Here is a 13,170-nt window from a genome sequence, read left to right on the forward strand (position 1 = left end):
CCGCGTCAAGGGAGGTCGTCCCGGCCCAGCCAGGACGGCACCTCGGGCACCTGCGCGTCCCAGTCGGGCGGGGGACCGGGTCGGGCCCGCCGGAGCCTGGTCTTCGGCGGCAGCGGCGCGGGCACGTTCGGCGCAGGCTCTTCCCGAGCCGGCGCAGGGGCGTCCGGCTGCCGCGCCCCGGGCTCGGGAGCGGCACTGTCGTACAGCTGCTCGGCCACCGAGAACCGGCAGTGGAACGGCTGCCGGAGCCCGTGGACGACCAGCAGGAAACCGTCCGCCTCCCGGTACAGCTCCCGGCGTCTCGGCTCAGCCGGATGGAACGGCTCGAAACGCTCGGCCCGGAGCCGGAGTGCTGCGAGCGCCTCCTCGCGCGTTCCCTCCACCTGGCCCACGACTTCCACCGACCATGTCCGTGAGTGTCGGCCGTACCCACGGTTCTCCTCGACCACCAGTCCCCACCTGGGCACGGCCCACCCCTCCCCGGAACGTGCGCGGTTGCGGTATGCATGAAACTGCGCCGGGGCGTCATCCTACGAGGGCCACGATCTTCCCGGCACGACCGTTCCACCGCCGAACGGAAGGAACGAGCCGATGAACGATCCAGACCCGGGGCTGTTCGGCCCCGGCTCCGTCACCTGGCAGATGCACGGGGACCCCATGATGTGGGTGGCCGGCGTCCGCGCCCTCTACCTCCAGGCGCTCCACCCGCGCGCCGTACGCGGCGTCATGCAGAACTCCGACTTCCGCAAGGACGCCTGGGGGCGTCTGATGCGTACGGCCGACTTCGTCGGCACGCTCACCTACGACACCACGCGGGCCGCGGAGAAATACGGCGCCCGGGTCCGGAAAATACACCGGCTCCTCAAAGCCACCGACCCGGATACCGGCGAGGTCTACGGCATCGACGAACCGGAGCTGCTGCTCTGGGTGCACTGCGCCGAGGTCGACTCCTACCTCCAGGTCGAACGCCGCTCCGGTTTCCCGCTCAGTGACACCCAGGCCGACCGCTACGTCGACGAGCAGCGGCGGGGAGCCCGCCTCGTCGGCCTGGACCCCTCCGGCGTCCCCGGCACGACTGCGGCGCTTGCCGCCTACTTCGACAAGGTCCGCCCCCTGCTCGCCGCCGGCACCGAGGCGTCGGACGTCGACGACTTCCTGCGCAACCCGCCGGTTCCCACCGTACTGACGCCGGCGCGCGCCCTCGTCTGGCGGCGCGTGGCCGCGCTCGCCTACGACTCGCTGCCCCCGTACGCCCATGAGCTGTACGGCAGAGCCGCACCGCCCCCGGTGGCGGTCGACCGCCACCTGCGCACCACGGGTACCGCCCTGCGCTGCGTCCCCGCCCGCCTCCGCTGGTGCCTGCCACCCGGGCACATTGTGAAGGCGATGGCACGGCTCGGCCCCGGGAGCCGGCCCGCCCCGTACAAACTCCGCAGACAGGCAGCCATACTGGACGGGCCGGGGAGGGCGCAGCAGCAGTAGGGCGTGTTTCGAAAGTCCCGCCTGTCCGGCGGTGTCTGGCACGCACGCTCGCCGTGTTGTCGGGATCACCCGGATACATCCAGTATCTGGGCGACCCTCCGCCTTGCGATCGCACGCACCGGACGCCGCCGGCCCCGCCCTCCGGGCGGACGGCGCTACTTCCGAAACACGCCCTGGCGGGCAGCGAAGCAAACGGGGGCGACAACAGGCGATGGCGGACACCAGGCTGATCCAGAGCCGGTACCGGCTGCTCGATCTGATCGGGCGCGGAGGCATGGGCGAGGTGTGGCGTGCGCGCGACGAATCGCTGGGCCGGCAGGTGGCCGTCAAGTGCCTGAAACCGATGGGGCCGCAGCACGACCAGGCCTTCACCCGCATTCTGCGCGAGCGCTTCCGCCGTGAGGCGCGGGTGGCCGCGGCGCTCCAGCACCGTGGAGTCACGGTCGTCCACGACTTCGGCGAGTCGGACGGTGTCCTCTACCTCGTCATGGAGCTCCTCGAGGGCCGCAATCTGAGCCAGCTGCTGGAGGACAACAAGCAGCACCCGCTGCCGGTTGCCGACGTGGTCGACATCGCGGAGCAGGTCGCGGACGCTCTCGGCTACACCCATCAGCAGGGCATCGTGCACCGAGACCTCAAGCCCGCGAACATCATGCGGCTCGACGACGGCGCCGTGAAGATCTGCGACTTCGGCATAGCCAGGCTCGGCCACGACATCGGATTCACCTCCCGCCTCACCGGCACCGGCATCGCCATGGGCACCCCGCACTACATGTCGCCCGAGCAGATCAGCGGCGGGGAGGTCGACCACCGCAGCGATCTCTACTCCCTGGGCTGCGTGCTGTACGAGATCGCCACGGGCGTACCGCCGTTCGACATGGACGACGCCTGGGGCGTGCTCGTCGGACACCGCGACACCGCTCCCGAGCCGCCGCGTACCCACCGCGCCGAACTCCCGGGGTTCTTCGACAAGGTCGTCCTGGACCTGCTGGCCAAGACACCCGGCGAGCGGCCGGCCGACGCCAGTGCCCTGCGGCAGCGCATCGCGCTCGGCCGTACCGGTGAGCAGCCGGAAGCCGGGCGGCTCCGGCTCGCCCCGCCCGTCCCGGTGCAGCGCTCGGCAGGCGCAAGGCAACTGCCGTCCTGGACCCGCAACATGACCACCGGTCACAAGGCGAGCGGTGCGACCTACCTTGGTACGGCCGCCGTCGACCACGCCGCCGCGCTGACCGGGGCCTGGACCACCGGGACCGGTCACGCTCTCACCGGCGGCTTCCCGCCCGCGGGACCTGTCCGCCCCACCCCGTCACCCGAACTGCTCGCCGCTCTGGCCGGCCGGCACAGCGCCGGACTCAACCTGGGACGCCTGGGCCACTGGGAAGAGGCGGGCGACGTACACCGCGCGGTCGCCGCCGAACGCGAACACGCGCTCGGCCCCGATCACCTCGACACCCTCGCCAGCAGGCACGAGGTCGGATTCAGCCTCAGTCGCACCGGACACGCCGTGGACGCACTGCGCGAGTTCGGCCGGGTCGCCGACGGCCGGGAACGCACCCTGGGCCCCGACCACCCCGAGACTCTCGCGGCACGGCAGGAGACGGCGTACGTCCTCGGCCAGCTCGGCCGTCACTTCGAGGCCCACCAGGTCTACGCCGCGGTGCTCGCCTCGCGGGAGCGCTCCATGGGGCCGGACCACCCCGACACTCTGCGCTGCCGCCACAACCTCGCCTTCAACCTCAGCAGACTGGGCCGCCTGGAGGACTCCTGCCGCATGGCCCGCGAGGTGGCGGCCGCGCGCGGCCGCCTGCTCGGCGCCACGCACCCGGACACCCTGGTCACGCTGTACGAAGTGGCGTACACACTCGGCCGGCTGGACCGCTGGACCGAAGCCCTGCAGACCTACCGCGACGTGGCACTGGCCCGCGCCGCCGTGCTCGGCGCCGACCACCCCGACACGCTGTCCGCGCGCTACGAGGTGGGCATCAGCCTCGGCAGGCTGGGCCGCAGCGCCGAGGCCCTGGAGCTCTACCGCACCCTGGTCGAGGACCGCACCCGGGTCGATGGCCCCGCCGACGCCGAGACGTTGCGCGCCCGGCACGGCCTCGGGGTCAACCTGGGGCGGATGGCCCGCTGGGAGGAAGCGCTCACCGAGTCACGAGAGGTCTGCGCGATCCGGGAACGCACTCTGGGGCACGACCACCCCGACACGCTCGTCAGCCGCCGCGAGGTGGCCGTCGCGCTGGGCTGGCTCGGTCGCTGGGCCGACGCGCTCACCGACTACCGTACGGTCGCCGAGACCCGCGAACGGGTCCTGGGCGCCGACCACCCCGACACCCTCGCGAGCCGCAACGACGAGGCGCACTGCCTGGAACAGCTCGGCCGCAGCGCGGAGGCGGTGGACCTCTACCGAAGGGCCGCCGACCTGCGCCGGCAGCGCGGGATGCCGCCGCACTGACCGTCAGGCCAGGTTGCCCCGTACGCGGTAGAGGTCACGCAGCAGCGCGATCTCGGCTCCGTGGTGCAGCAGTTCCTGGTTGACCCACCAGACGACCTCCAGGAATGGGCTCTCAGGGTCACCGCCGTGCGGGTACGTGCTGTGTCCGACCGTGTCGAGCGCCGTGTCGTCGGCGCCGAGCAGCGCCGAACGCCACGCGGCGGCCGAGGCGTCGAGATCCGTGAGGGCCCCCGCGGCGTCCCCCACCACGCGGTAGTCGTTCCGGGTCAGACTGTGGCTGCCCGCCGTGTGGTCCGCACGCAGGGCCAGCAGCTCGCTGAGATGGCTGAGGCGCCACGCGAGGGTGGTGAAGGGCGGCGGCACGGGGTGCGGGTACGGCGCTGTGTCGCGTCCCCACTCGCCCGCACCCGTCAGGACGGTCGCGCTCCGCCCGGGACCCGCGTCGCGGAGGCGGACCGACCAGCAGTCCGGCACCGGCTCCCACAGATACTCCTCGTCGGTCAGCGCGGGGACCTCCACGTCCGTGCCGTTGCCGCTGTCCACGAACGGGCCCGCAAGACGGTCGGTGAGCCGTTCGCGTGCCCAGTCGAACTGCTCGAGCAACGGGCTGAGACGCGCAGGTATATCCATGGATTCTCCTCGGTCGTGCGGCGAGGACGCCGTCCGGGCGAGCACTCTGCCACAGCCGGGACCGGGCCGCCCACAGGTTTTCGGTACGCCCGGGGCGCCGTCCGCCACGGCCCGCGCCTCTGGCCAGGGACGATCAGCGCGTGTTACGAAGGGTCATGCCCGCAGACGAGACGTCCTCACCCGGCACCCCCGCGCACGCCGCCTACGACGCGGTGGTCGTCGGCGGAGGCCACAACGGCCTGGTCGCCGCCGCCTACCTCGCCCGCGCCGGACAGTCCGTACTCGTCCTGGAACGTCTCGGCAGCACCGGGGGAGCGGCCGTGTCGACCCGCCCCTTCGAAGGGATCGACGCCCGGCTCTCCCGATACTCCTACCTCGTCTCGCTCCTCCCGCAGAAGATCGTCCGCGAGCTCGGCCTCGACTTCGCCGTACGCAAGCGCACCGTCTCCTCGTACACCCCGGCGGTGCGCGGCGGCCGGCCCACCGGGCTGCTCGTCGGGGGTGAGGGCACCCGGGAGTCCTTCGCCGCGCTCACGGGCGACGACCGGGAGTTCGAGGCCTGGCAGCGCTTCTACGGGATGACGGGCCGGGTCGCCGAGCGGGTGTTCCCGACCCTCACCGAACCCCTGCCGGCCCGCGACGACCTGCGGGCGCGCGTCGACGACGCGGACGCCTGGCGCATGCTGTTCGAGGAGCCCATCGGCGTCGCCGTCGAGGAGAACTTCGCCGACGGCCTCGTCCGCGGTGTCGTGCTCACCGACGCGTTGATCGGCACCTTCGCCGATGCCCACGACCCGTCCCTGCTCCAGAACCGTTGCTTCCTCTACCACGTGATCGGCAATTCCACGGGGGACTGGGACGTCCCGGTCGGCGGCATGGGCGCGCTCACCGACGCCCTCGCCGGCGCGGCCCGGGCGGCGGGTGCCGAGATCCGCGTGCTGCATGAAGCGACCCGTATCGAGACCGACGGCACCCACGCCGAGGTGACGGTCCGCTCACCCGACGGGGAACACGTCATCGGCGCGCGCCGGGTCCTGGTCAACGCCTCGCCGCAGGCACTGGCCGCACTCCTCGGCGAGGACCCGCCCGTACCGCCCGAGGGAGCTCAGCTGAAGGTGAACATGCTGCTCACCCGGCTGCCCGGACTGCGCGACCACTCCGTCGACCCGCGCCGGGCGTTCGCCGGCACGTTCCACATCGCCGAGGGGTACGAGCAACTGGCCACCGCCTACCGGGAGGCGGCGGCCGGACGCCTGCCCGGCGCCCCGCCGTCCGAGATCTACTGCCACTCGCTGACCGACCCGTCGATCCTCGGACCCGGCCTCGCCGCCCGTGGCTACCAGACCCTCACCCTGTTCGGTCTGCACACTCCCGCCCGGCTGTTCACGGCGGACAACGAGGCGACGCGCGCCACCCTGCTCGAAGCGACCCTGGCCGAACTCGACGCCCATCTCGAGGAGCCGATCGCCGAATGCCTGGCCCTCGACGCCGACGGCAGGCCGTGCATCGAGGCGAAGACACCCCTCGACCTGGAGCGCGACCTGAGGCTCCCCGGCGGCCACATCTTCCACCAGGACCTCTCGTTCCCGTACGCCACCGAGGAGACGGGCCGCTGGGGCGTGGAGACCGACCGTGCCAACGTCCTGCTGTGCGGGGCGGGCGCGGTGCGCGGAGGCGGAGTCAGCGGGGTGCCCGGCCACAACGCCGCCTTGGCGGCGCTGGGCCGGTGACCGCCGTCCCCGGCCGGCCGAACACTCCGTGCGGCGCCCCGGCCTTGCGCGGCAGGCCGTACTCCGCGCCGCCCCTCGTGGCCGTTGGACGGGAACACCGTCAGCTCTTCGTGGCCCGCGTACGCGTGGTACGCCGCGAACAGCGTCGGCGACGGGCAGATCCGGTTCATCAGCCCCACCGAGAGCCACGCGGGGACTGTCGCCCTGCCCGTAAAGTCGACCCCGTCGGCGTAGGAGAGGGTCTCCATCGACTCCTCGATCCGCAAGCGGTGCCCGGACAGCCCGTCGACCGCGCGCACGGCTTCCTGCCGAACTCGCCGTTCCGACGCTCGCGCCGGAGAGACTCCGCCTGTTCCAGGAGGGCCGGGGCGGCTACTCCTTGACGTCCACCGTGGCGCTCACCCGTACGGAGAGGGCGAAGCCGCCGATGCCAGGCTGACGGACACCCCGGACGGCACCGAGGAACGAAGGCGCGCGGACCCCTCCGGGGGCCCGCGCTCTTCAGCTCCACGGGGACGACAGATTCAGCCGCGCGGTGGACACGGCGGTCTCCGGCGCCTCGCGCCGGCGCGGGACCTCCCGGATCCGGTTCACCCCGCTCCGCGTGGCGGCGAACGCCTCGCCCGGCTTGTTCCTGATCTGGACCGGGTCCGTTCATGCTGGTGATCCAGCCGGCCGGCCACACTCAGCCGGAGGAAACGGTCCACCCCGCCGCCTCGAAGCGTGCGGCGTCGCCGGGCCTGTTCCCGTCGAAGAGCGCCCGGCCGCCGTCCTCGACCCGGACGTCGTCCACGTAGACCCCACGCCCGACGTACGACTGGTCGGTGACGTACCGCCAGCGGATTCGCAGCTCCGTGCCCCGCCAGGCCGAGAGGTCCGCCTCCAGCCGGTGCCAGACGCGCCCCGACCAGCCGGAGACCGAACCGTCCGGATGCGGCCGGGATTCCCGGGGGCCGTCCCCCTGGGCCGGTACGGTCGTGAACGGCACCGGCTGCCATGTCGCCCCGGAGTCCGACGAGGCTTCCAGACGGAGGGCGTCCGAAGCCGGCTCGGTGTCCCACCACACGGCGCACCCCAGCACCGGATGTGAGGAGACAGGGCGCAGCGCGGGCAGCGCCAGTGTCGTGGCCGCGGCGCTCGCCATGCCTGAGAACCAGGCGGTACGGCCCCGGGCCGGGCGTACGGGCACCGCGCGCGCCATCCGGTTGGCCGTGGCGACCCGCGGGGCACTGCCCGAACGCCAGGTGCGTACCGGGTGGACGGAGTTGCCCAGGACGATCAGGAAAGAGTCCGTCGTCGGGTCGAGGACCAGGCTCGTGCCGGTGAAACCCGTGTGTCCCGCCGTGCGCGGAGTGGCCATCGCCCCCATGTACCAGTGCTGGTAGAGCTCGAACCCGAGGCCGTGCTCATCGCCGGGGAACGCGGTGTTGAAGTCGGTGAACAGCAGCTCCACGGACTCCTGGGACAGGATCCGGGATCGGCCGTAGATCCCGCCGTTGAGCAACGTGCGGGCCAGCACGGCCAGATCCCAGGCGCACGAGAAGACGCCGGCATGTCCGGCGACCCCGCCGAGGCTGTACGCGTTCTCGTCATGGACCTCGCCCCAGACCAGCCCGCGGTCCAGCCCTGACCAGGGCAGCCGGGCGTCCTCGGTGGCCGCGATCTTCGGCTTCCAGGAGGCGGGCGGGTTGTACCGGGTGCGGTGCATGCCGAGCGGAGCGGTGATCTCCTCGCGGAGCAGGGCATCCTGGGTGCGGCCGGTGATCTTCTCCAGGATCAGCTGCAGCGAGATCAGATTGAGGTCGGAGTAGAGGTACTCCGTGCCGGGGGACGAGGCCGGCACCTCGTCCCAGAGCAGGCGCAGCTTCCCCTCGCGGGTCGGCTCCTCGTAGAGCGGGATCCAGGCCCGGAAGCCCGAGGTGTGCGTCAGCAGCTGTCGGACCGTGATGTCCTGCTTGCCGCCGCCGGCGAAATCGGGGAGATAGGACGCGGCCGCCGCCTCGAGTTCCAGCGCGCCCCGCTCGATCTGCTGCACGGCGAGGATCGAGGTGAACAGCTTGGACACCGAAGCCAGGTCGAAGACCGTGTCCTCCGCCATCGCGATCTGCTGGTCCGGCGGGAACTCCACCCCGGTGTCGGTCGTCTCGTCGTACGCCGCGTAACGCACCGCCCGGCCGATCGGCCGGTGCAGGGCCACGGTGCCGCCCCGGCCGGCGAGCAGGACCGCACCCGCGTACCAGGGGTGCGCGGGGGAGTCTGTGAGGTACTTCTCGGCATCGGCGACGAGCAGGTCGAGCTGGTCCGGCAGCAGCCCGGCACGCGCGGCCGGCCCACGGCGCAATGTCGTTCCGCCCCGCCCTGATCCCATACCCGTCCCGGTTCCCGGTGCCTCGCCTCCCAGCGGCCCCGCGCCCCGCTCGGCGCCGGCCGCCGCTCCCGCCGACCCCGCGAAGGGAATCGGAGCGAGGGCGAACGCTCCGCCCAGTGCCAGTATCCCGCCGCCCACCCTCCGGCGGCTCATTCCCCGCCCCGACACGTTTCCGCCCATCCGGAATCCCTTCCCCTCATGTCGAGAACACCCGACCGAAAGTAACTTTCGACAATGCGCGCGGTGATGAAACTTCCTGCCGAAGCAGAGATTACTGTCACCGTGGCCACCCGTGGGGGTCTCTCATGGGCAGAGAACCTGACGTGACGTCAGGTGATTGACGGGGTCCTGCCCGACCCGGCCATGGGGATGGGCCGGGCCGACACGGGTGTGCCGGACCCTTGACCCCCGGCGGCCCGCCACTCAGGATCACGCCATGACAGGTGTACGCAGCAGCACAGTAGACGGCGTACTGACGCGCAGCGCACGGCGCACCCCCGGGCGCACCGCCGTACGCTACGCCGAGCGGTCCTGGACCTACGCCGCCCTGGACGAGGCGGTCAGCACGGCAGCCTCCGTGCTGACCGCCGCACACGGGCTGCGCCCCGGTGACCGGGTGGCGTCCTACGCCCACAACTCGGACGCGTACCTGATCGCCTTCCTGGCCTGCGCCAGGGCCGGACTGGTCCATGTGCCGGTCAATCAGAACCTCACCGGCGAGGACCTGGCATACATCCTCCGACAGTCCGGCAGCGCACTCGTTCTCACCGACCCGGGGCTCGCGTCACGCGTCCCGGCCGGGCACGACGTACGGCCGCTGCGCGACGCGCCGGACTCCCTCCTCGGCGAGCTGGACACCCCGCGCCCCTTCACCCCCGTACGTGAGCCCGGCGCCGGCGACCTGGCCCAACTGCTCTACACCTCCGGCACCACAGCCCAGCCCAAGGGCGCGATGATGACGCACGGGGCGCTGGTCCACGAGTACGTCAGCGCCGTCACCGCACTCGACCTGCGCGCCACCGACCGTCCGGTGCACTCGCTGCCCCTGTACCACTCCGCACAGATGCACGTGTTCCTGCTGCCGTACCTCGCGGTGGGAGCCGAGAACACCATCCTCGACGCCCCGGACGCCGGCCTGATCCTCGACCTGGTCGAGGCGGGTCAGGCGGACAGCTTCTTCGCGCCGCCGACCGTCTGGATCGGACTCGCCAACCATCCGGAGTTCGCCACCCGCGAGCTCGGGGCCCTGCGCAAGGCGTACTACGGCGCGTCGATCATGCCCGTGCCCGTCCTGGAACGACTGCGTGAGCGGCTGCCGGACCTGGCGTTCTACAACTGCTTCGGCCAGAGCGAGATCGGGCCCCTCGCCACCGTCCTCGGCCCCGGAGAGCACGAAGGGCGGATGGAATCCTGCGGGCGGCCCGTGCTCTTCGTCGAGGCGAAGGTGGTCGACGAGCACGGCAAGGAGATGCCCGACGGCACGGCGGGCGAAGTGGTCTACCGCTCCCCTCAGCTGTGCCAGGGCTACTGGGACAAGCCGGAGGAGAGTGCGGAGGCCTTCCGTGAGGGCTGGTTCCACTCCGGCGACCTTGCCGTACGCGACCCGGAGGGTTACTTCACGGTCGTCGACCGCGTGAAGGACGTCATCAACTCGGGAGGCGTGCTCGTCGCCTCACGGCAGGTGGAGGATGCCCTCTACACTCATCCCGAGGTGGCCGAGGTGGCCGTGGTGGGGCTGCCCGACGCGCGCTGGATCGAAGCCGTCACCGCGGTCGTGGTGCTCCGGGGTGAGGCCTCGGAATCCGAACTCATCGAGCACGCCCGCGGGAAACTCGCCCACTTCAAGGCCCCGAAGAGGGTCCTGTTCGTCGGTGAGCTCCCACGCAACGCAAGCGGCAAGATTCTCAAGAGGGAGCTGCGGGACCGGTTCTCCGAACCGGAGGCCGCAACGGCCCCGCCGCCGGTTTCACCGAGGCCATGAACGGAATCCAAAGCTACGCGCGCTCGCGAAGCGGCTGAAGACACAGCAGGAACTTGCGTGCCGGCTCTGGGAACGGAGGACACCGCGGCGAGACTGCTGGGCATCCTGATCTGCCGCCCGAAGGCGTTCGGGCGTGACGAGCTGGACGCCATGGTGCGCCAGGAGCGCACACCCAAGGTGCAGGACTGGCTCGTGAACTACGTGGTGAAGAAGAACCCGCACTCCGAAGAGCTGCGCCTGGCCTGGTTCACCGATCCGGACCCAGCGGTCGCGAGTGCCGGCTGGGCGGCGCTGACCACCGAACGCGTGACGAAGAAGCCCGAGGGCCTCGACCTCGCAGGACTGCTCGACGCCATCGAGATGCAGATGAAGGGCGCCCCGGATCGGCTGCAGTGGGCGATGAACCACTGCTTGGCGCAGATCGGGATCGAACACGCCGAGCACCGCGCCTGTGCGATGGACATCGGTGAGCGCCTGGAGGTGCTCAAGGACTACCCGACGTCCCCAGGCTGCACGTCTCCGTTCGCGCCCGTCTGGATCACCGAGATGGTACGCCGACAGCACGACGAGACGGTGGCTTGACCGGAGGCAGCGCCCCGGCCCCGGCCCGGGGCGGCCGAGCGCCGGACGAGTGTGCCGCTACGGCGTGTGGCGCTCGAGGTGCCGGTCCGTGCCCAGGACGACGGCCGATCTTTCCCCGCGGCGCCCGGCGCACATCGTCGGCGCGCTCTCGCCTCCCCGCAGAGTCACCCACAGCAGCGGAGTCGGCGTCTTAGCCCGTTCGCCGTCCTGTGCATGATCCCTCCTCAGTACTTCCGCCGGCTCGGGTGACCTGCGTAAACGATCGTTCGTCCCAGGAATCCCGAGCCCGGCCGGGTGACGTGCGGGACGGCGCCTCCTGTTGCGCAGGCGACGGGCTGTCGGTTGCCTCAAGAGCGGAGCACAGCAGAGGCGCCGCGCCGACCGGCCGGACCCTGCTCCCGTTGGAGGATCCTCATGCGCAACACACGCGTCGGTGCGGGTATCTGTCTGGCCGTAGGTTCTCTCGCACTTGTGGCTCCTGCCGCAAGAGCGGCGTCCGGCCCCGCCGGTGAACAGACCATTCGCATCAGCCCGGCGGCGGCCTCGCCGGGCTCACAGGTCACCGTCAGCACCAGAGCCTGCGGCAAGGAGACCTACGGAAAGGGCACGTCGGAGGTGGGAGGGGCCTTCCACCTGTTCGAGGGCGACCGCAAGGGCGTACTCGTCGGCGTGTTCGACATCCCGAAGGGGGCCCGCCCCGGCACGGACACCGTCACCGTGAAGTGCCCGCCGCGCATCAAGATCACGGACACGTACCGGATCGTCGACCGCGCCCCCACCGGCGGGATCGACGCCGGCTTCGGTGCGCCCAGGGACCAGGGCACACAGCTTGCCGCGGGCAGTGCGCTGCTCGCCGCAGCGGTGGCCGGCGGAGTGGTCAGGATGCGCCGCCGGGCCGCAGCAGCCCACTCCTGACCGTACGGTCCACGTCCGCGGGCCCGGACGCCACCTCGTCCGGACCCGTGGACGCCCCACCCCACCCGCTGCGAAGCAGAGGTACACACGATGGAAACCGGGCGCACGGCCGGCACGGCCCCCCAGTCGTTCCCGGCGGTCAAGCACCTCGTCTGGGCCCTGGTGGCAGGTACGGCGCTGGTGGTCAGCGGAATGCGTGACGACCGGCCACCACAGCCACCGGCTGCCGGAACCGCCGCTGCCGACCCCGCGCCGCCCACCGCTCCGGCTCCCGCGGGGGCCACCGCCCACCCGACGAGACCCTTGCAGGCTCCCGCCCACCTGGCCCTGGAACGTCCAGCCCTCGAACCGCCTTCCTCCATGCGCCGCCCCTCCGTGCCACCGGCGCTGCTGCCCTGGCCGTTCGTCCGGCCGGCCTCCATGGCCCCCGTGCCGGCCGGCTCCGTGCCGGCAAGCCCGCCCGGTCACACCGCGACCGGTCCGGTCCCCGCGAGTCCGGCACCCAGCCGCGGCTCCGCGGTCCCGCGCCCCGCCGTACAGCCGCTCCCGCCCTCGACTCCGCTGCGGCTGCGGATCCCGGTCCTCCGGGTGGACGCGCCCCTGATGAAGCTCGCCCTGAACGCGGCGGGGGCTCTGGAGCCTCCGCCCGACAACAACCCCGTCCTCACCGGCTGGTACGCCGGTGGAACGGTGCCGGGTTCTGTCGGCACCGCTGTCACGACCGGGCATGTGGACACCCGCGTCGGGCCCGGTGTCTTCCACGCGTTGGGGTCCGTACGCAAGGGCGCCACCGTCGAGATCGTCCGTGCCGACCGGAGCACCGCCGTGTTCACGGTCTACGCCGTCGAGGTCCACAGCAAGAAGAACTTCCCGGACGCCAAGGTCTACGGTCCCTCCGCCAGACCTGAACTGCGAGTGATCACCTGCGGGGGCGGCTACAACAAGACAACGGGTTACCAGGACAACGTCGTGGTCTTCGCAGCCATGACCGCCACGCGTTGAACGTGTCGGGCCGCGCGATGCCCCT

At 71.7% G+C, this 13,170-nt stretch carries 9 protein-coding genes and 2 pseudogenes; 7 read left to right on the forward strand and 4 right to left on the reverse strand.

Annotated elements, in window-relative coordinates; genetic code table 11:
- Positions 1-5 precede the first annotated feature (5 nt).
- Positions 6-467: a hypothetical protein gene (locus ACFYQ5_RS15660; protein ID WP_389197839.1), complete on the reverse strand. Its 462-nt coding sequence runs from the start codon at positions 465-467 to the stop codon at positions 6-8.
- Positions 468-591: 124 nt separating this feature from the next.
- Between ACFYQ5_RS15660 and ACFYQ5_RS15665 the strand changes: the two genes are divergently transcribed.
- Complete coding sequence (locus tag ACFYQ5_RS15665; protein ID WP_389197840.1) at positions 592-1,482, forward strand: oxygenase MpaB family protein; 891 nt, start codon at positions 592-594, stop codon at positions 1,480-1,482.
- Between the two features lie 211 nt (positions 1,483-1,693).
- Positions 1,694-3,937 carry a tetratricopeptide repeat protein gene (locus ACFYQ5_RS15670; protein WP_389197841.1) on the forward strand — a complete coding sequence of 748 codons (2,244 nt, stop codon included), beginning with the start codon at positions 1,694-1,696 and terminating at the stop codon, positions 3,935-3,937.
- 3 nt (positions 3,938-3,940) lie between these two features.
- Here the strand turns inward: ACFYQ5_RS15670 and ACFYQ5_RS15675 are convergent, their stop codons facing one another.
- Entirely contained in the window at positions 3,941-4,567 is a 627-nt protein-coding gene (locus ACFYQ5_RS15675) for a DinB family protein (protein ID WP_389197842.1), read from the reverse strand.
- Positions 4,568-4,722: 155 nt separating this feature from the next.
- Between ACFYQ5_RS15675 and ACFYQ5_RS15680 the strand changes: the two genes are divergently transcribed.
- Positions 4,723-6,297 (forward strand): phytoene desaturase family protein, encoded by a 1,575-nt coding sequence (locus ACFYQ5_RS15680; protein WP_389197843.1) that lies wholly within the window; start codon positions 4,723-4,725, stop codon positions 6,295-6,297.
- Between the two features lie 125 nt (positions 6,298-6,422).
- Here the strand turns inward: ACFYQ5_RS15680 and ACFYQ5_RS15685 are convergent.
- Both ACFYQ5_RS15685 and ACFYQ5_RS15690 read right to left on the reverse strand, forming a co-directional pair.
- A pseudogene (locus tag ACFYQ5_RS15685) lies at positions 6,423-6,545 on the reverse strand (acetylxylan esterase); the annotation flags it as partial.
- A gap of 437 nt (positions 6,546-6,982) precedes the next feature.
- Positions 6,983-8,845, reverse strand: coding sequence for a serine hydrolase (locus ACFYQ5_RS15690; RefSeq protein WP_389197844.1), 1,863 nt, complete (start codon positions 8,843-8,845; stop codon positions 6,983-6,985).
- Positions 8,846-9,101: 256 nt separating this feature from the next.
- Between ACFYQ5_RS15690 and ACFYQ5_RS15695 the strand changes: the two genes are divergently transcribed.
- From ACFYQ5_RS15695 to ACFYQ5_RS15710, 4 genes and pseudogenes are all read left to right on the forward strand, one after another.
- Positions 9,102-10,646: an acyl-CoA synthetase gene (locus ACFYQ5_RS15695; RefSeq protein WP_389197845.1), complete on the forward strand. Its 1,545-nt coding sequence runs from the start codon at positions 9,102-9,104 to the stop codon at positions 10,644-10,646.
- 10 nt (positions 10,647-10,656) lie between these two features.
- A pseudogene (locus ACFYQ5_RS15700) lies at positions 10,657-11,228 on the forward strand (DNA alkylation repair protein); the annotation flags it as partial.
- 414 nt (positions 11,229-11,642) lie between these two features.
- Positions 11,643-12,143: a sortase gene (locus ACFYQ5_RS15705; RefSeq protein WP_389197846.1), complete on the forward strand. Its 501-nt coding sequence runs from the start codon at positions 11,643-11,645 to the stop codon at positions 12,141-12,143.
- A 90-nt stretch (positions 12,144-12,233) separates the two neighbouring features.
- Entirely contained in the window at positions 12,234-13,145 is a 912-nt protein-coding gene (locus ACFYQ5_RS15710; RefSeq protein WP_389197847.1) for a class F sortase, read from the forward strand.
- Positions 13,146-13,170 lie beyond the last annotated feature (25 nt).

It is taken from the genome of Streptomyces sp. NPDC005794, from assembly GCF_042871445.1.
Taxonomy (GTDB): Bacteria; Actinomycetota; Actinomycetes; order Streptomycetales; family Streptomycetaceae; genus Streptomyces.